Below are 24,799 nucleotides of genomic sequence, written 5' to 3' on the forward strand. Positions count from 1 at the left end.
AATAATGCTGTTAAATGTATGTGTTTATTTGGATTTTATGTCTAAGGTTATCCTTGGTGAGTTTATTTTCGATAGCAGCAGTAATTTGCTGTATTGGGGCGAAACAGAGTTGGAAGCTGAGCCTAAGGTTCTGGAGCTCTTAGCGTTCCTGCTGATTCACCAGGACCGTTATGTCAGCCTACAAGAATTACACGAGCATGTTTGGGCTGGGCGTGTGGTAAGCGATACGGCAGTCCGGGGTACCATTAAAAAGCTGCGAAACCTGCTTGGCGATAGCAGTATTGATGAACCTAAATACATCAAATCACTATCAAAGCGCGGTTACAAACTGGTTTGTTATATTGCTGATGTTGTCAGTACGGCACCGACGGAATCTGCCACACCTACAGGAGTTGAAGTCGAGCTTGATCTGTTACAAGCGTCAGGTGGTTATGCTGACGTACTTCAACAGTCAGCTAGTATCCCTATCCGCTCAGGTAGAGTGCCCTCTCTGGCATTTCTGCTTTTGGTTGGTGCGGCTCTCCTGTGGTTTATATTGCAGGGGCAGCAAGATACCCCATTATTTGACGAGCCGCCGTTATCAAGTCAGCTTATCCCAACCATCGCTGGAGAAAAACGTGGTTTGGCAGTGTCCCCAGATGGCGCCTACTTGGCATTTATTGGTCGGCCAAATCAGAGTGAGCCGTGGCAAGTTTACCTGATGGATCGCCAAAACCGCGATATTCGCCTTTTATCAATAACTACCCAACAGCCTAGCTTCCTAGTATTTGAGGATAACCATTCACTGCTGCTTGTTGATCTGGTAGTAGGAAACTCCTCTATCTACCGTTTGCAGTTGGATAATAATATGCAGCTTGTGGGTGAAGACATGGTGATAGATTTTCCCCTTATATCCCACTTGGGTTTAGGGAGGGAGAAAGGCGACTGGTTAATTAATGCCACTGATGATATATACAGCACTCTGAAGCTATATCGTTGGGATGCTGGCGCTGAACAGCTACAGCTGTTGCGGGCTCGAAGTAGTGTTACCGAGCATATTTATCGGTCAACTTATTCACCCTCAGGTCGCAGGTTGGCTAGCGCTGTACTTATCAATGGTGTGGAATTTCGGCTGGAGGTGCAGGATCTTCAATCAAAACAGATTTTGTACTCAGAACAAACCACTAACTCTATTAACCGCTTGGAATGGCAGGATGATGAGTCGCTTATTTTTCTTGATGATACGCAGGGGTTAGTTTTAGTTGAACTGACATCGAATAGGCAGCGGGTTATCATGGAACATGCTGAGGAAAAAATCGAAGATTTTACACTTGCTGGATCAGGGCAAAAGTTACTCATACTACGAAACCAATCCTTGTCAGAGCCCGTGTTTTACGAGTTAGCGCTTGAGTCTGAGTTTTCTACGGAGAGGATTGTCAACGTGCCCCATGCTTTGCGGATGCTCCATTATGCCGGTATCAATCAGGGCTATTTTGGTGTTATACGACAGCAAGACCAGCGGATGTTGGTTAACTATGCTCCATTAAACAGCAATAAAGAAGTTCTTTTTGTAACAGATAAACATATAGAGATTTTAGAGCATCATCCCGCACAGAATGCATTGCTGTTGCAAGCAGGGCAGCAACTCATAGTGCTGGATCTGAATATGAGCGGGGTTGATCTAGTATCGACTTCACAAAGCTTTCTTGATAGCCATGCCGCTTTTTCGCTGGATGGCTCTCATGTCTATTACGGCCAGTTAATTGCCGGGGAATGGGAGCTGTACCAGTTTGATCGCGCTAGTCAGCGCAGTCACCTGCTTGTTAAAGGGTATCGCTCAATACGTGAAACGCCAAAGGGATTTATTGCTGCGACCGGCAAGGGAGACTTGTATCTGCTGGATCAGGAGTTGCGTCAGCTAAAATCCCTTGGTCACAGTATTAACACCGAATTTATCAGCCGCTGGTATGTTAAGCAGCAAAAACTGATTTGGAGTGATTTCGATTTAGTCTCCACATGGTTAAATCAACTGGATTTGGACAATGGAGAGTTTCAGCAACGCCGTTTTACTTATGAAAAAATGCGGCCTCGTTTTGCCATCAACCAAAATGGTAGTCATGTGCTGGGTTATAGTTTAAGATCTCGTAATTCTAATCTCTATCACGTTGATTTTCCAAGCCTTTCTAAAAAGTAATAATTTCACCACAGTAAAGCTGGTTTTTCGTTATCCCCTCGGTTCCTTTTCTTATTTATCGTGTGCTCATTACAAAAAGGAGCCTCGCTATGAAAGAAATGATATTCGCATTTTTATTGATATTGCCTTCAGTATTGTTGGTTGAAAATACTCCAAACGATGATGATAAAGCCGTTTCGCCTCTATCTTGGTGTTGGATCAATAATACTTGCAAAAACGAATAATACATCGGGGGGCATATGAGCTTCTTAGAGAAAATTCTGGTTGAATTGGAGCAGATTAAAACTCTGCGGCAGTTGGAGCGCTATTTAATTCAGTTTAGTGAATTATCCCATATCGACTGGTGCTGTTTAATGGTTCATAGTTGCAACACTGTCTATATGGGGGATGCGCCTGAAGAGGTAAAACAACAACTTACCCTGGCGGTATTAAAGCAGGTAAATCAGTGTTGTAAACCTTCCTGGTCTGGCGCAGATGAATTCAGTAAAGCGATTTTTCCGCAGACCAGCCTGCTGGTTCCTATTATGGCAACGCGCCCCGATCATGCCTGCTTAATGCTTGGCTTTGCCAAGCAAAGCATCGAGCCCAAGCTTGCACAAAAGCTAGCTTGGTTCTGGCAGGTCATTGCCTCTTATATCTACAACACTTATCGCCGTATTACGGACGATGGCGTTGTAGTTGATTTTCAATTAACCCCGCGTGAAGTTGAATGTGTCCACTGGGCAGCCCAAGGCAAAACCTCGTGGGAAATCAGCAAGATCCTTGGTATTACCGAACGGACAGTCAACTTCCATCTAAGCAATAGCATGCAAAAAACGGGTAGCTGCAACCGACAACAGCTTGTTCGTAATTGCATGAATATATTGTGATTTATCCAAAGTTATTTTTTAGCAACAAAAAAAACATGGCCTGCTGCTGGCGATAACGGATGCTTGTGGGCAGAGTTTATTGCAACTAACAAGGTTATATAGAGGTACACAATGAACGATTTATTAAAACCGGTAACACCGGCACAGCCAGTAATGGCCACTACAACCCTGGAAGGCTTTATTGAAGTTACTGCCTTAGATGAACTGGACAAAATTGTTGGCGGCTTTCTTAACCCGGACGAGATTTACATTGAGTTGGAAGAGAGTCCTGTAAGTAGCTCAATGTATTAACAACTAGGTGCTGAAACATTTGACAGGTGACAACCAGAGAAGCATGACTGATGATTGAAAGTACTAGTTTATATAGAGGATAAGCTTGATGTCTTATCAGAAACTCTTTCGCAAAGAGGCGCTTCGGCACCAGTATAAATCACAGGAATTTGGTGAGTCTGTTATCCAGCAGCCATTGCTACTTGATAAAGCCTTGCTGATTATGGTGATTGCCGTGTGTCTGTTGATGAGTTTGGCGGTTGTTTACCCCTTTGTAAGCACTGAGCGTCTAAGCCTTGAAGCGCATGAATCCAACTACTTTCCTGTTGTGTCGCCAACCCCAGTTGTGGTTGAGCGGCATTTGCATCCGGATGGAAGCCGTGTTAACCGTGAGCAGGTCATTACTCAGGTCCGGACCTTTGATGGTGTTAGCCGCCGTGAGCAAGTGGATCTGATGAGTGCCAGTGAAACCGGGGTTTACTTTTCGGTAATCAATGCTGGAACGTCCGCGCAGCCATTTCAGCCCATTGCCAAAATTTTGCGCACGAATGAAGATCATCTTTTTTTCTTTACATTAACTGGCGCAAAAGCCAAACAATTGAAGCCGGGGCAATGGGTGAAATTAACATCTGGGCATCACCAGGCCAGTGGCAAGGTCCACTCAGTCATTGGACCTTTTCAGCAAGGCAGAATCAATATCGGCATTCAGTTGCAGTCTGCCTACGATGTAGGGGTTTTGCATCCGTCAGCGGCCGTTCGGTTGGAGCTTAGTGTGAAACGGAACAATTTTTTTGCTTTGCTGCGTAAGGAAGGAGCATGAACCTCTCCGACTATATACAGTTTAGAAACCAGCAGCTACCGGTTTATTTGCAAAGTGAGGTTGCCGAATGCGGTATCACATGTATTGCGATGGTCGCTTATTATCATGGTTTTAAAACCAATATGCTGGCAATGCGGCAGAAGTACCCGGCTGGTTTGCATGGTGTGACCGTAAAGCAAATCGTGCAAATTGCCGATGAGCTAGGTTTATCTGCTCGGGTACTGAAGCTGGATTTAGGCCAACTGGCGAAAGTAAAAAAACCGGCCATTTTACACTGGAACTTCAACCACTTTGTGACTTTGGCCAAGGTTAGTGGTAAGGGCATCACCATTCATGATCCGGCGAAAGGACGGCTGACACTGGACTGGAATCAGGTATCCGAAAGCTTTACCGGCATTGTTATTGAGCTGGTTCCTTCCGCCGGCTTTGAGCGTAAAGATGAACGAGTTCGGGTACCGTTGCGTCACTTTATCGGCAAAGTGGATGGGCTCTGGTCTTCACTAGGGAAAATTTTTGTCATTGCCTTGCTGTTGCAGGGGCTATTTCTGGTGTCGCCCTATTACATACGGGTGGTGATTGACCAGGGCATAAACTCCGGCCAGGCCAGCTTGCTGTGGTCTGTTTTTATTGGCTTTTCTTTGGTACTGGTATTGTCGGTTTTAGCGCAAATTATTCGCTCTGCCGCCATTATGTACCTGGATAAAAACCTGAGTTTTCAAATCAAAGCCAACATTCAGCGCCATTTGTTGCACTTACCGCTTAGCTTTTTTGAAAGCCGCCATGTTGGGGATATTAAGTCACGGTTTGAAGCCTTTAATGAAGTGCAACGTCTGATTAGTCGTGGCTTTATTACGGCTGTGGTGGATGGTTTGCTCAGTATCACCACCCTACTGATAATGTTCCACTACAACAAGGCTCTGGCACTGGTCTCTGTTGGCTTTTTAGTGGCCCTATATTTGATACGTTTTTTCCTGACCAGTAAGGAAAACGAACATCTGGAGCAGCAACTTAGTAAGCATGCCCGGGAAAACAGCCATTTTATTGAAACCATTCGGGCCATTATGCCGATCAAAAGCTTTGCTAAGGAAAATAGCCGGTTATCCAGTTGGATGAACTTTTATGCCGATACGCTAAATGCCAGCATTCAACGTGAAAAGATCACCATAGCCAGCGATATAACACAAAATGCGCTTGGACGGGTTGAGTATCTGGTTATCGTGTTAATTGGTGCGCACTTTATCATTGATGGGGCTCTTAGCCTTGGCATGTTTCTGGCTTACCTGGCTTATCGCCAGCAGTTTGCCGACAGCGCACAGTCTCTGGTAGATAATATTTTCCGCTTTCGGATTGCAGGCACTTATTTGCGCCGGATGTCAGATATCGTATTGCAGCAACCGGAGCAGGATCAAGCCAACATTGCGTTGCAACCCTCTCAAGTCGCAGGCGCTTTGGAAGTCAAAAATTTGCACTTTCGTTACAGTGACAGTACGCCCTGGTTGTATCAGGGGCTGAGCTTTAAAGTTGATGCGGGAGAGTCGGTCGCTATTGTTGGCCGCTCCGGGCTCGGAAAATCGACGCTACTAAAAATTATGACGGGTTTAATACAGCCGCAGCAAGGGGACTTGTTGCTGGATGGCATGCCATTAAAGTCTTTGGGCTTCAGGCAATTTCGCAGTTACAGCGCTACAGTGATGCAAAATGATCAATTATTAAATGGTTCTTTGCTGGAAAATATTACCTTTTTTGAGCCATCGCCAATTCTTGAATTGGTCAAAGAGGCCCTACAAGGGGCTGCCATTTGGGACGAAGTCCAGGCAATGCCGATGGGATTACACACTCAGGTTGGCGATCTTGGCAGTGCTTTATCCGGTGGGCAAAAACAACGTATTTTGTTGGCAAGAGCATTTTACGCTCAACCTAAGATTCTGTTTCTGGACGAAGCAACCAGTCACCTGGATAGCTTAAGCGAACAACGCGTTAATGAGTATCTGAAACAAAAGAAGATGACTCGGATCAGCGTCGCCCATCGCAAGGAAACTATAGAGGCGGCAGATAGAGTGATTGACCTGACTGAGTTAATCAGCAATACCCCTAATGCACAAAGCGCATAAAGGCAGGATAAAGAATGAAGAAAAACATAAGTAAACTGGTCTACTGTGGGATTGGCCTGCTATCGGTTTTGCTGCTAATTAGCGGCTGGAGCATCGGTTTTGCCGGTGGGCTGCACTATCTCAGTGCATCCAGTGTCAGCGTGGCGACGGTGCAAAGTGGCGACTTTACCCAGCGGGTGACCGGCTATGGTAGCTTGCAATCGCAAAATCAGCGTTTGTTGACTGCCAGCAGCATGGCGACGGTGGATGAAATCAAGCTGCGCCCGGGTGCCGTGGTCGAGCCGGATACGGTGATCCTGACGTTAAAAAACCCTGCCCTGGAAATTGCCGCCCAACAGGCGCTGGCAAATTTGCACAACAAGCGCAGCAACAGCCGACGGCTGGCGCTGGAGCAGCAGCGCGAAATTCTGGAGCAAAGCTCGCGTCTGGCTGAGCTGAAATCCGACGCGGAGCTGGCCGCTTTGCAAGTTGAAGCCGAAGCGCCGCTGGCCGCAGCTGGCATTATCTCTGGCATGGATGCCAGACGTAGCCGGGCCCGGGCCGAGCAATTGGCCGAGCGTTATCAGTTGGAGCAGCAAAAGCTCACCACCCTGCAGGAAGTGCATCAGCAGTATTTATTGATCCAGCAGGAAGATATTCAGCAGGCAGAGGCCGAGCTGGCCAATGCGACCTATCAGCTACAGCAACTGGTGGTGCGGGCTGGTTTGGCCGGTGTGCTGCAGCGCTTGCCGGTCAGTTTGGGCCAGAGCGTCAATGTTGGCGACCAACTGGCGCTGGTCGGCAGCTTGTCGCCTTTGGTGGCGGAGGTGAAAGTGCCGCAAATGCAGGTAAGGTTGTTGCAGGCAGGTGCCAGCGCTGAAGTCGATACCCGCCATGGCATTATTACCGGCCAGGTGGTGCGGATAGATCCTGTAGTAGCCGATGGCGCTGTGCAGGTGGATATTTTATTGCCCGAGCAATTATCCGCTGATATCCGGCCGATGCAGATGGTGGATGCGCGCATTCATGGCCAAAGCCGTGGTCAGGTCAGCTTTGTCGATCGTCCGGTTGGGGTGGCGGAAGATGCGCAGGTCGAGCTGTTTAAGCTGGATGCTAAACAAGTGGCCAGCAGGGTGCCGGTGCAATTTGGTAAGGCTTCTGGCCAGCAAATAGAAGTGGTGTCGGGCTTAAACCCGGGCGACCGTATTATTATCAGCGATCTGCAGCTTGATAGCAGTGTGCGGCAACTGAAACTGACTCAGTAAGGATTGAACAATGAAAACCGACGTACTTAATGTAAAACAACTTAAAAAAATCTTTCAATCCGGCCAGCAACAGCAAGCGGTGTTAAATGGCGTCAGTTTTAGCGTGCAGGAAGGTGACTATGTGGCCATTTGCGGCCCCTCTGGCTGCGGTAAATCTACCTTACTTAATATTCTGGGCCTGCTCGATACCGCCGATGGCGGTGAATACTGCATCGATGGACTCTTGGTATCGGATATGAACGCCGAGCAGCGCGCGCAAATGCGCAGCCGCCGTATTGGCTTTGTGTTTCAGGCGTTTAACCTGATTGATGAATACACCGTACTGGATAATGTTGCTTTGCCACTAAAATACCGCGGCGATAGTGTTAAACAGCGCCAGGCACGGGCACTGCAGTGTCTGGAAAAAGTTGGCTTGGCCGATAAAGCCGCGCTTTTCCCCAACCAGTTATCCGGTGGTCAGCAGCAGCGGGTGTCGATTGCCCGGGCATTGGCGGCCGACTCCGGCATTATGCTGGTGGATGAGCCTACCGGTAACCTAGACTCCAAAAATGGCGATGCGGTGATGGCCTTACTGGCCGATTTACACCAGCAGGGTACTACCATCGTACTGGTCACCCACGACCCGCGCTACGCCACTATGGCGCACCGGCAGATCCATTTGCTGGATGGTCAGGTGGTCGCCGACGAGGCGCTGCAGACTGATGCAGAGGAGCAAGTGGCATGAATGGGCGCCTAATCTGGTCGATGCTGTGGCGCAACTTTCTGCAAGCCAGGCAATACTACCTGACTGTCGTGGTCAGCCTGGTGTTTACCCTGACCTTGCTGTTTAGTGTGCTGAGTTTGGTCAATATTACCTACTTCGCGCCCCTGCCTTATCAGAATGACCGCGAGCTTTACTATGTTGGCGGTGAGCTAAATTACCAGGGGGCGTTGGAGCATTCCAGCAATGTACAGACCTTGTTTGACTTGAAAGAAAAAAGTCAGTTGCTGCAGCAGATGGCGGTGTATTTTAGCTTTCAAACTGAGTACAAGCTGCTGGATCAGCCAACACGGCCAAGAGTTCCGGTACTGTTTGGCGCGCACGATATTTTCGAGGTGATGGGGGTAGAGCCTTTATTAGGCCGGCTTTTTAACGAGCAAGAACAAATGGGCAATAAGCAGCCCTCGGTGGTGCTCAGTCAGGCCGTCTGGCAACAGCATTATGGCGCTCGGCCGGATATTGTCGGCCAAAGCATTCAGCTGAATCAGCGCCAGTTTACTGTGATAGGGGTGGTGAAGCAGGCGCTGGAGTTGCCGGGCTTTACCGATGCGCATGAGGCCATTTGGCTACCGCTGGATATGGATGAGCGAATCGATATACGCGGCTTTGGGGGTTACTCTAGTGGTTTTGCGGCGCTGGGCCGGTTAAAGCCGGGGGTAAGCCAGCAGCAGGCTAATGCCGAGGCATATCAGCTGTTAAAGCAAGCGTCAATCGAGCGCGATCCGGATTTTCAGCATATGTTCGATTACTACGGCAAAGTGGTGCCACTGCGACAGCAAATTCAGGGTGACTCAGGCCGTTTGGTACTGATGCTGTTGGCCGGTGTCTCACTGCTGACGTTAATTGCCCTGGTCAATTTATCCAGCATGCAGCTGGCACGGGCGGTTAAACGCTTGCAGCCGCTGGCGGTCTGTTACGCCTTCGGTGCCAGCAAAAAACAAATGTTTCTGCAGGTATTTCGCCACAATGCCGCTTTGTTGGCTGGCTCGGGGTTGCTGGCACTATTGTTAACCTGGCTGGGTTTTGGCGTGATAGCACAAGTTGCTGCCGACCAGCTGCCAAGGATCAGCGTACTGCGCATCGACGGCCTGATGCTGCTGCTCACTACTCTGGTGCTGTTGGTCATAGCCTTGCTCTTTAGCTGGATTGAGCTTAGCGGCGTCCGTGAACAGCAATTAATGGCCAGTTTGCAAAGCAGTGGCAAAGGAGCTGGTAAGCAGCTTAAACAAGGGGTGGCGCATACTTTAATCGGGGTGCAGCTAATGTTGTCCTTACTGGTGTTGCTGGCGACTGCCCATGTTTTTGTTGCCGCCTGGACGGAAGCCAACCGACCTACCGGTATCGACAGCACCGATCTTTGGGCTCTGACAGTCAACTACAGCGACTTGGACAACCGCGAGCAACGGCAAAACCAACATCGGGCTGTGCTGCAAAGTCTGACTGCTTTGCCTCAGGTGCAGCAAGTTACTGCGGTATCTGAGCCACGCGCACCCCGGGTGCGTAATCAGGATGCGGTAAGCAATTCGCAAGGGGAAGTCATCACCTCGGCCCGGCAAATTGCCGTACTGCCAGGTTACTTCCAATTTTACGGTCTTGAGCTTAGTGGTCAGGATTTTACTGCTGAGCATGTTGGGCTGGAGCACTACCCACTGATGATCAATCAACGGCTGGCTGATCGTATTGCCCGTTTATCGGGTAAAACTGCTGTGGGCCAAACCCTGACGCATAATGATGACGGCATCCAACGGTCGATTATTGGCGTGGTGGCCAATACCAACTTTCCCGGCGATCAGGGTTATGAGGTGGATGAAGTCTATTACCCGGCAGAAAACTCCGGCTGGCGTGATTACAGCTATCTGCTAAAGCTAATGCCTGGTGCAACCCTTACCGATACTGCTTTGCTTGAGCTGCTACGCCAGCAGGATCCACGGCTTGATTTAATTGAACTCACAACGGTAGCAGCCGCTTTTGATCGCTTTTCGCTATCGCACCGGCTGGCGGCGGCCTTGGCGGCCACCCTGGCACTGATGAGTTTACTGACGGTGCTGGCCGGTATTGCCGGTATTGTCAGCTATCTGGTGCAGGCGCGGCGGTATCAGCTGGGAGTAGAAATGGCGATGGGAGCCAGCTTAAAGCAATTGCTAAAAGACAACCTGGTTAAGCTGGCGCAGCCAATAGCGGCGGCGCTGCTGCTGGGCTTTTCCTGCTTCTTTTTCTTAGCCGGTATCAGCCGCACCCAACCCGAGCTGATGTTTCAAGCCAACTGGACGCTGGTAGCGGCCTTGCTGGCGCTATTGGCATTAGCCGCCCTGCTCTGCAGCTTGGTGCCGCTGCGCCGGGTGTTGCTGACTGATCCGGTGAAGGCGCTGCGCAATGAGTGATTTAAAGATGAGTGAACCTATAAAAAGAACCGTCAATTGGGAAAAATATACCGCACTAAGCTCGATGCTGGTGGCAGTATTAGCCTTGGCCATTTCCATCTGGCAAAGTTATAACATACAGCAGCATAATAAATTGTCGCTTAGACCTTATTTGGAAGCAGAATTTAACACTACTTTAGAGGACGGCTGGGAACTCTATATTAATAATCAGGGGTTGGGGCCGGCTCAGGTGACGGATGTAAAATACATAGTTGATGGCACTATATATCGGGATAGGGATGCGTTTCTAATTGCACTGGGTGAGGATCCAGATTGTTATGTTATGGGAAATGTAGGTCGCTTTTATAAAGTGTCAGATAGGCAGATAGTTTTTAGTACTTTGAATAACACTTGTCGCAAAACTGAAGCTGAGTTGATGGCATTGCTAAGCCGGATGCAAATGATCCTCGATTATCAATCTTTATACGGCGAGACATATCAATTGGTAATTGGACAACACTGAGTAATAAGCGGAGACAATGGTTTGTATCTAAAACCGCTGTATTCGCCGTTTTTACTCACTGGCGCCGAGCTTGCTTGGCCGCCTGCCATTCAGCTTGGGTGATTGGGCTGGTGGTAAGTTGTGATAAATCGTGCTGCTGATACTGCGCTTTACGGGCCGCCACCTGCTGCATAATAGCCGCCAGCTCAGCCTCTGAACGACGGTTCCAGTCGACAATTTCACTGATATGCCGATAGCAGCCAATGCAGATTTTGGCACTATCTAACTTACAGCAGGCGACGCAGGGCGATTCGATCATCTTAAGCTTTTCTTTAGCCAAATAAGCTGACCGGGTGAGCCCCGGCCAGCAGCGACTTTAACTCTTATCTACCAGCACTGCGATGGCACCATCACCGGTGACATTACAGGCCGTACCGAAGCTATCCTGCGCCATATAAAGCGCTATCATCAGCGCGATAGCGCCTTCGCCAAAGCCCAGCATAGAGCCGAGTAACCCGACTGCCGACATGACCGCGCCGCCAGGCACGCCGGGCGCTGCTAACATCACCACGCCCAAAGTCAGGATAAACGGAATCATCGTCAGCAAAGAGGGAATTTCCAGATTGCTCTTCATCATAATGACGGCAACAGCACAGCTGACGATAGTAATGGTGGAGCCCGACAGATGAATAGTGGCGCACAAGGGCACTGAGAAGTTTGCTACTTCGTCCTTAACACCATTATTTTTGGTGGCTTGCAGCGAAACCGGGATGGTTGCCGCACTGGACATGGTTCCGAGCGCCGTAAAGTAGGCCGGCAGCATATTGCGAATTAACGTAAAAGGCGACTTGCCTGCTTTGATACCGGCAATAACAAACAAAGTAATAATCCAGGCCCAGTGCAATAATATAGCCAGAATCAGCACTATGCCGAAAGTTTTCAGGGTGACGAAAACCGTACCGGCTGCGGCCATCTGTGCGAATACACCGGCAATATACAGCGGTAGCAGTGGGATAATCACTTTGCTCAGTAATAGCTGAATGATATCGCGACCCTGATCCGATAATTGTTGCAAAGCGACGGCCCGGGTACTGGCAATGCCAAGACCAAATACAAAAGCCAGCGCCAGCGCGGTCATCACACTAAACACCGGCGGGATATTCATTTCGATGTAAGGCACCAGATTGACGCCTTCGGTACCCGCCAGATCGGCCGCTGCGGGTGCCAACATCGGAATGACCAGGGCGGCAATCAAAAATGCCAGTACACCGGCAGCAATAGTCGAAACATAGGCCAGACCAAGAGTGCGGCCCAATAGTTTTCCCGAATTGCGCGGCAGGGCGGCGATACCACTGGTAATAAAGAATAAGATCAGTAATGGAATGGTGAAAAATAACAACTGACCAAATAGCGCTTTAAAGGTGATCAGAATTTGTGTTAGCCAATGTGGTGCATACAGCCCCAGTAACATCCCCAGCACGATGCCGGCGACTAATTTTAGGATCAGTAACATAGATGGTTCTCGTTATTATGGTTTACCAGAGCGATAGTCGCTCTGCCTGGTTGTTCCCCACCGCAGAGCATATCACACTCCGGTCAGCGTTAGCTGCTCTGGCTGGTTTAGCCAGTTAGTCGATTATCTCTGCCTGCGGTAATTCTGCCGCTAACCAGGTTTTTAGCGCAGGAAGTTGCTTGGCTGGAAAGCGCATTGCGGCAGCGCGATAAAGATTAAACGGAAAATCCAGTAGTGCCTGTTGCTCGTCCAGCTTGCTCAGCGCCACCTTTTTAATCTGCTGCACCTGAAGTTGACGTTGTTTCACGTGAAGCACATCTTGCTCACGCTTTAGCTGGGTAAACACATCCGCCACCCATTCGGGCTCGCTTGATGGCTTGGGCTGCAAGCCTAATATCAGGCTTTGGATCACGCCATTAAATGCTGCCAGTGTTAAGACAACCTCTTGCTGCAGGGCATAATGTACTGTTGCAATCGAAAAAATGGTCGCAAGCAACACACGTAATGGGTGGCGTTGGCAAAATTTACGGATTTTCAGCAGTGGTGAGAGGTGTTTAAGCATCATCTGACATCCTGTCGAGTAGGTTTGATAACGTGGATATTACAATTTCTTTGGAAAGTTGCAACTGATCTGCGGCCAGCGCCAGTTGTTGCAATTGTGGCAACAGTTGCTGAAGGCGGCTGGCTTCGGTTTGGCTCGGCGCGCTGGCTGCAGCTATCGTCATCGGCTTGCCGCGCTGGCGCTCTAACAGGCCTTCGGCTTCCAGTAGGCTATAGGCTTTGGAAATGGTCATCGGGTTAATCGCATATTGCGCGGCTAATTCCCGCACTGAGGGCAGCTCAGCGCCCGGCTGCAACTGACCTCCTGCCACCATACGTTTGACCTGCTCGGTGAGCTGTCGGTATATGGGTTCGCCACTATTGGGGTTGATACTAAACATCCTGCTGCCTCACTGCTTTGGCGGCTTGGGTAAAATCCAATTGTTGCCAGTTTTTAATTGCCCAGCCGCGTAATAACAGTGCCGTTAGCAATAAGCCGGCTAACAGCCAGCTTTGGGTGCTGGCTTTAGTAGATACAGGCCAGATCTCGATGCAGAAAGCAAAGATAAGTCCATAACCCCAATAAAAGCCTGATTTGGTTTGGGCACCTAATAACAGGTAAGTACAACTGAGTAATAAAGCCAAACTAAGTAATAAGGCAACCAGCAGCTCCGCCTGATTCAGGCCGCAGCTTAGCAGCAAGAGGCATAGCGGTAGCAACAGTAACAGCAGCTGCTGCAGATAGTAGCGTTCCAGAAAGTAAAACAGTTGCTGGCGGCTAAAAGGATAAAATAACCAGGCTTTACCTAAGTTCGTTAATTGGTGCCGAATTTGAAGTAACCAACACAGTAATGGGATAACTAGTAGCATATTCTTAAAGAGCGTCCAGCTGTCAGCCGGCTGCCATTGCCACTGACCAGCAGTAAGCAGGTAAACAGTGCTTTCGATCACAGGTAATGCAAAACAATAACAACAATAGATACAGAACCGGTAGAACCAGTGCCCGTTTTGTTGCAGGTGCAGACTCAGCGCTAAGGATGGCTGAATTATCCTTTGCGGCCAGCAAAATCTAAAGTTAGGCTTTGATAGCTTACCTGATGCCAATAAGGTTTTGCTAACAACGGCGACGACACTCAGACTCGCAATCGCCAAAGTGAAACCAAACCATTGTTGATGGTCAAAAAAAAGCAGAAAAAATCCGTTCGGCAGTATGTATAGGGTTACAACCAGCATCACCATACCTGCTTCGACTTTTTGCTTGGTTAACCATAACGCCAGAATATGCATTAGTGCATGGATGCCGGCCAATATCAGTATCAGTTGCCATAGCGGAACTGCGTTTAACTGCTCGCCAGTGACGTGAAGTAGACCCGGAATAGGTAACAGAACAACCACTGACGCCAGCAGTGTCAGACCTACCAGACGTTCAGTCTGACTTAGCAATAACCGGCCATAACTACTGCGCATAAAATATAAGGCTTTTGGTAACAGGCTGCCGTAGTAATAGGGCAGCAACAGTAAGTTTGCCAGCACAAAACTAAAGGGAGCGGCAAAGCCCAGTAACCAAAAAAAACCGATCACCCCCCAGACGAAGCTTCCCAGGGGGGTAAGGGTGAGTAGCCGGCCACAATTACTCACAGCGACAGGTAGCGCAGCTTTATTACTCATAACCCACTCCTGATAGCATGTGGGTTGATTAACTTAAGTTGTCCCCAGTCCAATTGCTGCAGCTGAGCTTTAACATGGCGGCGCAATGCAGCTGCCAGCAACCATAGCCCTGCGGTGCTCAACAGTAACAGCCAGGAACTGGACCAGTGCGTCAGCAATAGTATGACACCGGCAAATTGCAAGCTTACCAACACCAGGCCACTTTGCCACAATGGCTGATTGATCAAACGCCAGTTTAGTAATACCGAACACGCCAGCAGGCTTGGCCATAGCAGCAAAGTGCAGGCGGCAGCGACCAAATCCGGTGCCAACAGCAGCACCAGCGGCGCTAAAATCAGGGTACAAAGCAGGATAGGGTGCGCTGCCTGTTGTTCCAGCAGTGGATAAAGTTGCTCCCGGCTGACCGGCAGTTGTAACCAGGCACGTCTGACGCGTTTTAGCATCAGGGTCAGTTGCTCCAGCAGCAACACTGCGGGTAAGAAAATATATAAGGCTCGAAGCAGCAGATCTTCGGGCAAGCCGTTATTGCCAAATAAGGCACCCCAAAGCCACATTGCCGCCGGCAGATACCAGCAATAAGCCAGATAGCGTAAGCTGCGCGAAAGCCAGCTATCGCCCTGTCCCAGTAATAAGGTACCGGAAAGTGAACCTGCGCGGCGGGTCAGGCGCTGCATTGCAAGCCAGGGAGTACGGGCACCAGTGCTGCTCTGATAGCGCTTGTCCGGGGTTAACCAATTCAGGGCAAACCAGGCGAGTAGCAACATATTAAGCAGGCCAAGCAGCGTTAATAGCAATGGCAGGCTAAACAGGGGCAATTGTTGCGGTAGCTCAGCGGCCAATATCAGGATCAGTAAGCTGCTGCCAAACCAAAGTGGCCGCAAATGGCCCAGCACCAGACATGGCAGGATCAAGCTGGCAAAGGCCAGTACGCCTAATTGCAACCCCAGCATAAAGCTTTGCTCTGCCAACCCCAGCAGGGTGCCGGCTAAACAACCGAATAGTACCGCGCTCAGTAACAACTGCTGCCGGCTATGGCGGCGGAAATTGGGCAGTAAGCGCCAGCTGCCACGTCGGCAGAGCGTCATAAACTGCAACGGAATACAAAACAGCAATAACATCAGGCAAGCCAGAGGTACTACCATGGCTTTAGGGTAAGGGCTGAGCAAAGTAGCAATTAGCAGCAGTACTAGCAGGCCCCAAACAACTTTGATCACGATACTTGGCCATAACAGGCGGCCAAGCAGGGCGAACCAGGCGCTCATCGGTGCAGCTCCAGAAAAATTTCTTCCAGATTCAGGTGTTCAACCCGGATACTGGCGGCCAGCTGCTGCTCTAAGCCGGCCTGCCATTCTGGTTGCCAGTTGGTTACGGTAATAGTGTATTGGGATGCCTGTTGTTGCTGATGTAATATCTGCAGTGGTGGCAGCGCTGCCGGCAAGCTTTGTTCGGTGCTCAGATGCAACCGTACCACGGACTCTTTTAGTTCATCCAGTTCGCCCTGCCAAAAAAACTGCTGATCTTTTAACAGCCACACTTTATTCGCCACCCGCTCCATATCGGTAACGATATGGGAGGAAAAAATAATCGTTGTTTGCTGATCGGCGGCAATATTTACCAGCTCGGTCAGGAACTGCCGCCGTGCCAGCGGATCCAGACTGGCAACGGGTTCATCCAGAATCAGTAACCGGGGTTTGTGGCACAGCGCCAGCATGATAGACAGTTTTTGTCGCTGCCCGAGTGACAGCTTGCTAATACGGGTTGTCAGGGGGATTTCCCAGCTGCTACTCAGGCGATCTGCCAGCCGTGGGTCCCAGTTCGGTTGAAAGCGGGCGAATAACTCAAGTTGCTCGTACGGGGTCAGTTGCTCCAGCAGTTCGTCTTGCTGGGGTACAAAGCCAATCAGTTGCTTTTCTCTGGCACCGATTTCGGTGCTTGGCGTGCCAAATAATCTCACCTCACCCTGTTGCGGCACTGCAAAACCGAGAACCGTTTCCAGTAAGGTCGTTTTACCGGCCCCGTTTTTGCCTAATAGCGCAACCACGTCGCCTTCATTAGCATTAGCCTGCAGCTGGTGCAGTACGGTACGGCCGCTAAAGTTGCGGCTTAAGGCGTTAATTTCGATCACTGCTGGCATATCCTTGTCTCCATCATAACTGTATTAATACACTAATACAGTAGTGGCGGCTCTGCAAGCGGTTAACGAGAAAAATTTACATTTCTATAAAATTAATTCGCGGTGCCGATACAATTGCTGCCAATGGCTACCGGCTTTGTTACTGATTTCGCTATCAAAATAGTGCAGTAAACGGCGTCGATCTTCGGGGTTATCTTTTAAGGCCGAACCCAGTAAGAAATGCAGCAACTGGCCATATTCCAGCTGGCCTTGCTGATAATAGTAACTATGTACGCAAAGCGTATGACCTACCACCACGGCTTCGGCGGTCGACATTGCCGCCGCAGCCAGCCGGTCGGTGCTACGTCCGTCCAGTGTTTGGCCATTGCGCAGTTCATGGAAAATGGTCGCCAGCATTTCGAACAACAATGGGTCGAGCGTGATGTCGATACCGGCTGCAGCATTCAGCTTGGCGGTTTCCCACATCACGACACTGATTTCATCGTCAATATGGCTGATCGGTTTAATATGTTCAAAGTTCATCCGGCGTTTCAGGGCGGCGCTCATTTTATGTAAGCCTTCATCGACACTGTTGGCGGTGGCGATAATATTGAAGCCTTTTTTGGCATACAGCACGCCCTGCTCGCCGCTGAGTTCAGGAATGGTAATTACCCGGTCGGATAGCAGCGACAATACGGCATCTTGCAGTGGTTGTGGGCAACGCGACATCTCCTCAAAGCGCACAAATTTGCCGTCACGCATCGCCCGGTACAGCGGGCTTGGGACTAAAGCGGCCAGACTGGGTCCTTCACGCTGCAAAATGGCCTGGTTCCAGCTGTAGAGCAACTGATCGACGCTATTTACCGCCCCGCCCTGCACGATCAGTGAAGAGTCGCCGGATATAGCGGCACACAGTAATTCTGATAACCAGGATTTGGCAGTACCGGGTTCACCAATTAACAAGCAGCCGCGTTGGGTACATAGCGAGATTATGACCCGGGTCACGACATTGGGGGCGGCAATAAATTTTTTATGGATCCCGAGAGCCGGATCGCCGAGGATAAATTTTTCAGCGGCGATCGGCGATAGCTGCCAACCCGGCGGCACGGGTGCCGGATCCCAGTGCTGTAAACGCTGTAATTCTTCGGCAAAGCTCTGCTCAGCCGGCAGACGTTGTTTATCGGCAGTAGTATGCATCAGCTTCTCCGGGTGCCGCCGCGGGCTTCAGGTGCCATCCGATCTTGCGGCAGAATTTTGGGTAGTTCAGATAGCGGAATAATGCCGTTAATTACCAGATCCAGTGCACTATCCCGCATGGTGATCAAGCCGGCATCGAGGGCTTGCCAGCGAATTTCGGTGATCGGGGGTTGGCGCGAAATGGCGCTGCGAATATCGGTATTAACCTGCATAAACTCCACCACAGCGGTACGCCCTTTGGTCCCGCGGTCATGACAATGGCTGCAGCCTTTACCCTCGTAGCAGCGGAAACTGGCTGGTACACCTTGCGGAAAGACTTCACGTAAAATGGCCGGGTCCGGGCTGGCTTCTGTTTTACAGTGCGGGCAGATGCATTTGGCCAGACGCTGGGCAATCACCGCCAGTAATTCGCTGGCCAGCGAATTGGGATGAATATTCAAATCATACAGCCGTTGCAGCGCGTCCACCGCATCATTACAGTGCAGTGTAGATAGCACCAAATGGCCGGTTTGCGAAGCGCGGATCGCTTCTAAGGCGGTTGGGTGGTCGCGAATTTCGCCAACCAGAATCACATCGGGATCTTCCCGCACAAAGGCCCGTAATGCCTCCGGAAAATCAAAGCCAATATCGCTGCGGATACGGGTTTGTTGAATATTATCAATTGAATATTCGATAGGGTCTTCCACCGTGATCACTTTACGGGTGCCGTCATCAGCCAGCTCCTGTAGACCGGCATAGAGTGTGGTTGACTTACCTGAACCGGTTGGCCCTACGACCAGCACTAAACCGGCCGGGTTGTTCAGTAGGCGATGATAATAGCTGGCGACCTTGGGCGACATGCCCAGCTCCTGCATAGTCAGAGCGCGGCCGGTGTGTTTTAGCAGCCGGATCACCACATGTTCGGCATGTAATGCTGGCTGAGTCTGGATCCTCAGGTCGTAGGTGTTATTGCCATGTTTTAACTGTGAGCGTCCGCCCTGGGGTAAGCGGCGCTCGGCAATATTGAGTTCTGCCCGGATTTTGATGATGTTGACCAGGCCCGCCATCTCCGCCAGGCTAAACTGAAAATGTGGTACGTTATGTAAATCGCCGTCTACCCTGAGCCGGACTCTGGCGGCATTATTATAAAACTCCAGATGGATATCGCTGGCATTTTCGCTAACTGCCTCCAGCAGAATGGCTTCATACAAGGCAACCAGATAAGGATTTACCGTATCGGCATTGGCTTCACGGTTCTCGGCCGGTTCAGGGTTAGTGGCCGGTCGGGCAAAATTGCTGCGCTGAGCGACATCCAGATGTGACCAAAGACGTTTGAAGTCGGTTGGCGTGACCAATACACAGCGGATGCCACCGCTGCCATTCATTCCCGACAGCTCGTCCAGTTGAATATCAGGATTATCAGTGGCCAGTAACAGCTGCTGCTGTTGATAGGCAACAGGTAACACATGCTGACTGTCGAGGTATGTATGGGAGAACTGGTTGAACAACTGGCAGTCGAGCCGCTTTACCAGCTCGTCAAAATCCTGCAACGCCAACTGACGCTCTGCCGCCAGCGACGCATAGAGTTTGCGTTCATCCAAATTAAGTTTCTTGGTTAGCACCTGCAGCAGCGGTTTATGCTGTTTTTTGGCTTCCAGGCTGGCTTCACGCAGTAATTGCTCGTCGGCCAGTCCTAAATCGATAATGCTCTGCTGCAAACGGCGGCTAAAATCAATCCAGCCCAGATTTTGCCGTCGTTCCAGTTTGCCGGCGACCTTTTGATACAGTACCAGATTGGAAAATGCGGCCTGTTCTTGCTCCAGCAGCACCAAATAACCGTGTTCTGTTAACCAGGGTTCCAGATACTGCAGTTCCGTTAGCTGGCAGGTACAGAGTATCAGATGGCAGGGTTCACGCACACTAAAAGCACTATTGGCATCGGCATGGATCAGTTCAATATTTTCCTGGCCATCAGCAGCCAGTCGTTGTGCCGCCTGATCAAGCCGCTGTTGGTCGCGTTCGACCACATAAACCCGGCGCACCAGCTTTGCCAGCACGGCTGCGACATAGCCACTGCCCCCACCGACGTGCAAAATGGCGCTGCCGGGATTGAGTGGTGGCAGTAAATTTAGCAAGCGTTGTAAAGCTGCCTGGGTTGGCAGGCTGTGTCCGGAGATCAGGGCTTCACGACTCCGGTCGGCAACATAGTGTTGCCGCGGTGTAGCGGCTATCGCCGGGTGGAGCAAGGTATCTTCAATACTGGATATCATGTGTTCGTTCCATTACCGGCGCTCTTTAGTCTGTCTGTGATGGATCCGATAGGTGTATCGGTTTCTGCTTAAGTAAGCATAGGACCTTTACAGTAAAACTCAATCAACGCTATTTTCGTATTGATCCAGCACAAGCTTGCAGCTTGTTCAGGTTCTGCTAAGGTCAGAGCGGTACCTTATGCAAACTCTAGCAGCAGCCTCACCTGTCGGTGAGCAGAAACCGGAAACTCAGATGCGTAATATCTTGCTTTTAATCCTCTCGCTGGTATTGGTTGCCTGTAGTCAACTGAATCAGGTCGCGGTGTACTCGGTCTCAGAAGCGCAGCTGGAGCAGGTGCTCCGGCAGCAAATTCCGCAATTAACCCGACAGGCTAATGTGGCCGGTATCCCGTTGAAAATGGCGGTAGAGCGGATGGCGGTGCAGATTGGCCCCGATAACTCTGATGTGGTGCGGATCGATACGGCGGCCAATGCCAGTTTAAATCTGTTTGGGTTAACCTATCCGGCCAGTCTGCAATTACAGGTAGAGGGGGTTCCCTACTATGATGCTGAGCAAAAGGCCGTGTTTGTGCGCTCAGTTAAGCTATTAAACTCCACGGTCGATGCGGCCGGCTACCGCGGCAACTTAACCCCGGTCAGCAATGAGTTATTGCAGCTGGTAAACCAGATGTTGGCGACGCAACCGGTATACCGGCTGGATACCGCTGATCCGGCTATCCGGATGTTAACGGCACTGCCTTTTGATATGGCGGTACAGCGTGGAAAAATCGCCTTTATTCCCAAAAGCCGCTAAATAAAGTGAGCGCTCAGCTTGCACAACGGGGCGCTTTACACTAATACTTTCGGATAGTCTTTTTATATAGATCCGAATCGTGCAGTTATCGGTTGTTATCCGCCTGTCAATAATGATGTTATTGGTTTACGTTGCCCTGCCTTTGCGGGCCGTAAGCCAGGAGTCTATTGAACACAGCCGGGTATTCAGCCGTTTTATTCAGCTCAGTGTCCCTGGCCGTTCTTTGCCTGTTCCCACCACCATGACCCAAGACCAACAAGGTTTCTTATGGTTAGGCACCCAACATGGCCTTTATCGTTATGATGGCACTGATTTACAGGAATTTAGAGCCAATCCTGGTCAGAGCGGTAGCTTGTCAGCTGGTTGGGTGTCTGCGTTAGCGTCAGATCCTCAGGGGTGGTTATGGGTAGGTACCCGTTACGGCGGTTTAAATCGTTTTGATCCAGTAACTGAGTCCTTCGTTCGCTTTGAGTTACCTGGGCCTGAGGACGTGTCTTCGGCTGAAATTAGTGCACTGGTGTTCGATCAGTCGCAGCAATTATGGATTACTTCTTACGGTGCAGGTTTGTTTAAATGGCAGCATGAGCAACTGCAACCTGTCACACTACCAACGATTTACAGCGAACTGGCTGTTAAATTCATTAACAGTTTATTTATTGATACCAGTGGTGGCCAATGGCTAGCGATTGGTGAAGCACCACTCCGTACTTATGGGCAGCAACGTGGTGGTGCCTTGTATCGTGCGAATGAACAAAGTGATTGGCAGGAGGTTGGCTTTGCCAGCGATGCGCCAGTCAGGGCATCCGTCAGTAAAATCAATCAGAGTCTCGATGGAACGGTTTGGGCCGCAACCTATGGTCAGGGGCTTTACCTGTTTGATACTGAACAACAAATTTTCCAACTTGCCAGGCAACCAGAACCGTTAAAACAAGCATTGCTGTCTGATTTGCATTTTGATGCCGAAGGAGGGCTTTGGCTTACTAGCTACAGTGCTGACCACCGCGGTGGCTTATGGCATCGCGATCAGCAAGGTAATTGGGTGCACTATCCTTTTCAAGCTGAATTCAGCGAGGGGTTGGCCCGAGCTGATTTATTGGCGCTATTTCAGGATCAACAAGGTATTTTGTGGACAGTCAGTCAGGGTGGTTTTCGGGGGCTGAGTCGTTTTGCCAGAGCGATCCGAACCTTACCTAATGGCCAAACTGGCAGCGGTTTACTGGCCGCACCCAATGTATTGGGTATTGATGCGGTCGCTGAAAACAGTATCTGGTTAGCTAACCGAGAGGGTGGCGTTGCCCATTTTGATCCTCAAACAGCCATATTAAAGTATTGGCTGCTACCTGACGGCCCAGAGCAGCCAACACTAGTACAAGCGGTACACCAGGATAATGACGGCACTCTCTATGTTGGTACTGATCGCGGATTGTATCGTTTAGTTCCTGCCACATCGGAATGGCAAAATATCAGTCTGTATCCAGCGGCAGAGCCATTTGTCAGACTATTGTATCGGGATCGGCAACAAAACTTGTGGATTGGGACTCGAGGGCACGGCTTATTCCGTTTAGCTCCTGACCGCACCCAACTGGAGCATTATCGCCGGGCTGACGGGAGGGAACAAATCCGCTTTGAAGATATCAATAATGTGACGGAAGACTATCTCGGAGCTATCTGGATAGGTTCGACAGATCAGGGAGTTGCTCGTTACCAACCTGAAACAGGAGAGGTTGAGTATTGGCTACAGCATGCCGGCAGTCAGCATGGGTTGCAACTGAACGGTATTCAACTGATGTTGGAAGATCAATCCCAACGGCTGTGGATTCGAGCAGGGAATATTAATCATTTGGTCTTACGAGATCCAGATCAGCCCGCGCTGGTTAGAGGCTTTAAACCCTATTTAACGCTTGATGATTATGATACTGCATTACAGCAAGCGCCCTTTTTTCGCTTGCTTTACCGACTACATTGGTTAGAGGAGCAACAAACTTACCTCGAGCTGAACGAAATGCATGGAATGCAGAGCAGTACCTGGATTGGTGCCTGGGATATTTTAGGTACTACAATTTATCGTGGCGGGGCCCGAGGTTTTGATTATTTTGATATCAATAAGTTACCCAAGCGAGTTGCATTGAATCACGTGCAGTTAACTGCGCTTTCATTGTTTAATCAACCCGTCCGGGCTGGTTCGGCGTTATTACCACAGACCTTGGCCAATCTTGAACAGTTGGTACTGACCTATGATCAGGATATGTTTAGCATTCGTTTCGCCTCACCTGAATATAAACAAGCACAGCAAATTCAATATCGTTATCAACTAAAAGGCTTTGACCGTGATTGGATTCAAACGTCGGCACAAAGTCCGGTTGCAACCTATACCCGTTTACCACCAGGCGATTACTTGTTCAAGGTTGCGGCTCGCTTACCGGATGGACAATGGACTACGGACACTGAATTATCGGTGCGTGTTTTACCGCCCTGGTGGTTGACCTGGTGGTTCAAGCTCATCCTCTTTTTGCTATTGCTGTTAACTGTGATGGTAGTGCTACGTTGGCGTTTGCAGCGAGAATATCAATTACGACGAAAACTAGAGCTGTTAGTAGAAAAAAGAACCGCGCAGCTTGCTGAACAAAATCAGGCCTTGGAGCTATCCTATCAGCGCTTGCAACAAACACAGCAGCAATTGATTACTCAGGAAAAAATGGCTTCTTTGGGTGGCCTGGTGGCGGGGGTGGCTCATGAGATCAATACGCCGCTAGGTATTTGCGTTACCGCAACCAGCCACTTACAAAATGAGCAGGCACAGCTTGCCGAGGCTGCTGCAAACCGAACGATGCTACAAAGCCAGTTCAACCGCTTTATGCAACAACTTAGTGATGGTTTAAAAATACTGCAGGTTAATACGCAGCGAGCTGCAGATTTGGTAAACAGTTTTAAGCAGGTATCTGTTGATCAAAGCCACGACAGCTATCGTGAATTCGAACTTTGCCAGTATCTTAATGATGTGTTGCTGTCGTTGCGCTCGCGACTCAAACAACAACATTGCGAGCTAACTTTTGATTGTCCCCAGCCAATCATAATGTATTCCGATCCTGGTGCTATAGCGCAAGTGGTAACTAATTTGGTGATGAATGCGTTAATTCATGGCCTTGACGGGCATCCCGCACCTAAGATTCGGCTGCTAGTGGAAGATACAGCCAGTGAGGTTCTAATTCATTTTAGTGATAACGGCAAAGGCATGACAGATGAGGAGCTGAAGCAGCTTTTTGATCCTTTCTTTACTACTAAAAGAAATCAGGGTGGTAGTGGTTTGGGAGCGCATATCGTCTATAACCTGGTTACAGTAAGATTACATGGTACAATCTCAGTTAGTAGCCAACCTATGCAAGGTTTACATTATTTATTGCGTTTAACTAAGCAGGTAACGTAAAAAATCGGGGAGCCTGGGCTCCCCGTCAATGCAGGACAAATTTCACAACGACCAGAACATCCGTATTCAGGCTAAGCCCTCTCATTCCGTCGACGTTGACACTATAGCGCTCCTTTTGTGTTAATGCAAATGATTATCATTAATGACCTGCAATTTATTTGCTTGCAATAACAGTAAAGATCATTAAAATATG

At 49.7% G+C, this 24,799-nt stretch carries 21 protein-coding genes; 12 read left to right on the forward strand and 9 right to left on the reverse strand.

The window, feature by feature from the left end; translation table 11 throughout:
* Positions 1-4 precede the first annotated feature (4 nt).
* From A9165_RS08535 to A9165_RS08575, 10 genes are all read left to right on the forward strand, one after another.
* Complete coding sequence (locus A9165_RS08535) at positions 5-2,173, forward strand: winged helix-turn-helix domain-containing protein (protein ID WP_065955567.1); 2,169 nt, start codon at positions 5-7, stop codon at positions 2,171-2,173.
* Positions 2,174-2,262: 89 nt separating this feature from the next.
* Positions 2,263-2,397, forward strand: coding sequence for a hypothetical protein (locus A9165_RS17105; RefSeq protein WP_255365676.1), 135 nt, complete (start codon positions 2,263-2,265; stop codon positions 2,395-2,397).
* Positions 2,398-2,412: 15 nt separating this feature from the next.
* Positions 2,413-3,042: a helix-turn-helix transcriptional regulator gene (locus A9165_RS17190; RefSeq protein ID WP_008606229.1), complete on the forward strand. Its 630-nt coding sequence runs from the start codon at positions 2,413-2,415 to the stop codon at positions 3,040-3,042.
* 111 nt (positions 3,043-3,153) lie between these two features.
* Positions 3,154-3,333: a hypothetical protein gene (locus tag A9165_RS08545; RefSeq protein ID WP_008606230.1), complete on the forward strand. Its 180-nt coding sequence runs from the start codon at positions 3,154-3,156 to the stop codon at positions 3,331-3,333.
* A gap of 88 nt (positions 3,334-3,421) precedes the next feature.
* Positions 3,422-4,132 carry a hypothetical protein gene (locus tag A9165_RS08550; protein WP_008606231.1) on the forward strand — a complete coding sequence of 237 codons (711 nt, stop codon included), beginning with the start codon at positions 3,422-3,424 and terminating at the stop codon, positions 4,130-4,132.
* Positions 4,129-6,243 carry a peptidase domain-containing ABC transporter gene (locus A9165_RS08555; RefSeq protein ID WP_008606232.1) on the forward strand — a complete coding sequence of 705 codons (2,115 nt, stop codon included), beginning with the start codon at positions 4,129-4,131 and terminating at the stop codon, positions 6,241-6,243. The genes A9165_RS08550 and A9165_RS08555 overlap by 4 nt, the downstream gene beginning before the upstream one ends.
* A 14-nt stretch (positions 6,244-6,257) precedes the next feature.
* Positions 6,258-7,487 carry an efflux RND transporter periplasmic adaptor subunit gene (locus A9165_RS08560; RefSeq protein ID WP_065955568.1) on the forward strand — a complete coding sequence of 410 codons (1,230 nt, stop codon included), beginning with the start codon at positions 6,258-6,260 and terminating at the stop codon, positions 7,485-7,487.
* A 10-nt stretch (positions 7,488-7,497) separates the two neighbouring features.
* Complete coding sequence (locus A9165_RS08565) at positions 7,498-8,211, forward strand: ABC transporter ATP-binding protein (RefSeq protein WP_008606235.1); 714 nt, start codon at positions 7,498-7,500, stop codon at positions 8,209-8,211.
* A complete protein-coding gene (locus A9165_RS08570) occupies positions 8,208-10,628 on the forward strand; it encodes an ABC transporter permease (protein ID WP_008606237.1) in 2,421 nt (806 codons plus the stop codon). The genes A9165_RS08565 and A9165_RS08570 overlap by 4 nt, the downstream gene beginning before the upstream one ends.
* Complete coding sequence (locus A9165_RS08575; RefSeq protein WP_008606238.1) at positions 10,621-11,130, forward strand: hypothetical protein; 510 nt, start codon at positions 10,621-10,623, stop codon at positions 11,128-11,130. Before A9165_RS08570 ends, A9165_RS08575 begins: the two co-directional genes overlap by 8 nt.
* Before the next feature lie 55 nt (positions 11,131-11,185).
* On the opposite strand, the gene A9165_RS08580 is transcribed toward A9165_RS08575, so the two are convergent.
* The 9 genes from A9165_RS08580 to A9165_RS08620 all read right to left on the reverse strand — a co-directional run bounded on the left by A9165_RS08580 (position 11,186) and on the right by A9165_RS08620 (position 20,389).
* Positions 11,186-11,428 carry a DUF1289 domain-containing protein gene (locus tag A9165_RS08580; protein ID WP_008606239.1) on the reverse strand — a complete coding sequence of 81 codons (243 nt, stop codon included), beginning with the start codon at positions 11,426-11,428 and terminating at the stop codon, positions 11,186-11,188.
* Between the two features lie 57 nt (positions 11,429-11,485).
* Entirely contained in the window at positions 11,486-12,622 is a 1,137-nt protein-coding gene (locus A9165_RS08585; RefSeq protein WP_008606241.1) for a dicarboxylate/amino acid:cation symporter, read from the reverse strand.
* Positions 12,623-12,737: 115 nt separating this feature from the next.
* Positions 12,738-13,187, reverse strand: coding sequence for a hypothetical protein (locus A9165_RS08590; protein ID WP_255365678.1), 450 nt, complete (start codon positions 13,185-13,187; stop codon positions 12,738-12,740).
* Entirely contained in the window at positions 13,177-13,563 is a 387-nt protein-coding gene (locus tag A9165_RS08595) for a GntR family transcriptional regulator (protein WP_065955569.1), read from the reverse strand. Before A9165_RS08595 ends, A9165_RS08590 begins: the two co-directional genes overlap by 11 nt.
* The gene (locus A9165_RS08600; protein ID WP_065955570.1) at positions 13,556-14,830 is read right to left on the reverse strand and encodes a hypothetical protein; all 1,275 of its coding nucleotides are present in this window, start codon (positions 14,828-14,830) and stop codon (positions 13,556-13,558) included. The genes A9165_RS08595 and A9165_RS08600 overlap by 8 nt, the downstream gene beginning before the upstream one ends.
* Positions 14,827-16,092 carry a hypothetical protein gene (locus A9165_RS08605; protein ID WP_065955571.1) on the reverse strand — a complete coding sequence of 422 codons (1,266 nt, stop codon included), beginning with the start codon at positions 16,090-16,092 and terminating at the stop codon, positions 14,827-14,829. The genes A9165_RS08600 and A9165_RS08605 overlap by 4 nt, the downstream gene beginning before the upstream one ends.
* Positions 16,089-16,964: an ABC transporter ATP-binding protein gene (locus A9165_RS08610; RefSeq protein WP_065955572.1), complete on the reverse strand. Its 876-nt coding sequence runs from the start codon at positions 16,962-16,964 to the stop codon at positions 16,089-16,091. The genes A9165_RS08605 and A9165_RS08610 overlap by 4 nt, the downstream gene beginning before the upstream one ends.
* 84 nt (positions 16,965-17,048) lie before the next feature.
* Positions 17,049-18,140, reverse strand: a complete 1,092-nt coding sequence (locus A9165_RS08615; RefSeq protein ID WP_008950585.1) for an AAA family ATPase — start codon at positions 18,138-18,140, stop codon at positions 17,049-17,051.
* The gene (locus A9165_RS08620; protein WP_065955573.1) at positions 18,140-20,389 is read right to left on the reverse strand and encodes an ATPase, T2SS/T4P/T4SS family; all 2,250 of its coding nucleotides are present in this window, start codon (positions 20,387-20,389) and stop codon (positions 18,140-18,142) included. The genes A9165_RS08615 and A9165_RS08620 overlap by 1 nt, the downstream gene beginning before the upstream one ends.
* Before the next feature lie 232 nt (positions 20,390-20,621).
* Between A9165_RS08620 and A9165_RS08625 the strand changes: the two genes are divergently transcribed.
* Positions 20,622-21,182 (forward strand): DUF1439 domain-containing protein, encoded by a 561-nt coding sequence (locus A9165_RS08625; protein ID WP_083216255.1) that lies wholly within the window; start codon positions 20,622-20,624, stop codon positions 21,180-21,182.
* A 112-nt stretch (positions 21,183-21,294) separates the two neighbouring features.
* Complete coding sequence (locus A9165_RS08630) at positions 21,295-24,606, forward strand: two-component regulator propeller domain-containing protein (RefSeq protein WP_065955574.1); 3,312 nt, start codon at positions 21,295-21,297, stop codon at positions 24,604-24,606.
* Positions 24,607-24,799: the final 193 nt, after the last annotated feature.

The organism is Alishewanella sp. HH-ZS (assembly GCF_001704375.1).
GTDB classification, from domain to species: domain Bacteria; phylum Pseudomonadota; class Gammaproteobacteria; order Enterobacterales; family Alteromonadaceae; genus Alishewanella; species Alishewanella aestuarii.

Coding starts and splice junctions, on each gene's coding strand:
- A9165_RS08585 (WP_008606241.1), bottom strand. CDS start 12,622: ATGTTACTGATCCTAAAATTAGTCGCCGGCATCGTGCTGGGGATGTTA.
- A9165_RS08560 (WP_065955568.1), top strand. CDS start 6,258: ATGAAGAAAAACATAAGTAAACTGGTCTACTGTGGGATTGGCCTGCTA.
- A9165_RS08550 (WP_008606231.1), top strand. CDS start 3,422: ATGTCTTATCAGAAACTCTTTCGCAAAGAGGCGCTTCGGCACCAGTAT.
- A9165_RS08600 (WP_065955570.1), bottom strand. CDS start 14,830: ATGAGTAATAAAGCTGCGCTACCTGTCGCTGTGAGTAATTGTGGCCGG.
- A9165_RS08545 (WP_008606230.1), top strand. CDS start 3,154: ATGAACGATTTATTAAAACCGGTAACACCGGCACAGCCAGTAATGGCC.
- A9165_RS08555 (WP_008606232.1), top strand. CDS start 4,129: ATGAACCTCTCCGACTATATACAGTTTAGAAACCAGCAGCTACCGGTT.
- A9165_RS17105 (WP_255365676.1), top strand. CDS start 2,263: ATGAAAGAAATGATATTCGCATTTTTATTGATATTGCCTTCAGTATTG.
- A9165_RS08595 (WP_065955569.1), bottom strand. CDS start 13,563: ATGTTTAGTATCAACCCCAATAGTGGCGAACCCATATACCGACAGCTC.
- A9165_RS08590 (WP_255365678.1), bottom strand. CDS start 13,187: ATGATGCTTAAACACCTCTCACCACTGCTGAAAATCCGTAAATTTTGC.
- A9165_RS08575 (WP_008606238.1), top strand. CDS start 10,621: ATGAGTGATTTAAAGATGAGTGAACCTATAAAAAGAACCGTCAATTGG.
- A9165_RS08625 (WP_083216255.1), top strand. CDS start 20,622: ATGCGTAATATCTTGCTTTTAATCCTCTCGCTGGTATTGGTTGCCTGT.
- A9165_RS08615 (WP_008950585.1), bottom strand. CDS start 18,140: ATGCATACTACTGCCGATAAACAACGTCTGCCGGCTGAGCAGAGCTTT.
- A9165_RS08620 (WP_065955573.1), bottom strand. CDS start 20,389: ATGATATCCAGTATTGAAGATACCTTGCTCCACCCGGCGATAGCCGCT.
- A9165_RS08570 (WP_008606237.1), top strand. CDS start 8,208: ATGAATGGGCGCCTAATCTGGTCGATGCTGTGGCGCAACTTTCTGCAA.
- A9165_RS08535 (WP_065955567.1), top strand. CDS start 5: ATGCTGTTAAATGTATGTGTTTATTTGGATTTTATGTCTAAGGTTATC.
- A9165_RS08610 (WP_065955572.1), bottom strand. CDS start 16,964: ATGCCAGCAGTGATCGAAATTAACGCCTTAAGCCGCAACTTTAGCGGC.
- A9165_RS08565 (WP_008606235.1), top strand. CDS start 7,498: ATGAAAACCGACGTACTTAATGTAAAACAACTTAAAAAAATCTTTCAA.
- A9165_RS08580 (WP_008606239.1), bottom strand. CDS start 11,428: ATGATCGAATCGCCCTGCGTCGCCTGCTGTAAGTTAGATAGTGCCAAA.
- A9165_RS08605 (WP_065955571.1), bottom strand. CDS start 16,092: ATGAGCGCCTGGTTCGCCCTGCTTGGCCGCCTGTTATGGCCAAGTATC.
- A9165_RS17190 (WP_008606229.1), top strand. CDS start 2,413: ATGAGCTTCTTAGAGAAAATTCTGGTTGAATTGGAGCAGATTAAAACT.
- A9165_RS08630 (WP_065955574.1), top strand. CDS start 21,295: ATGATGTTATTGGTTTACGTTGCCCTGCCTTTGCGGGCCGTAAGCCAG.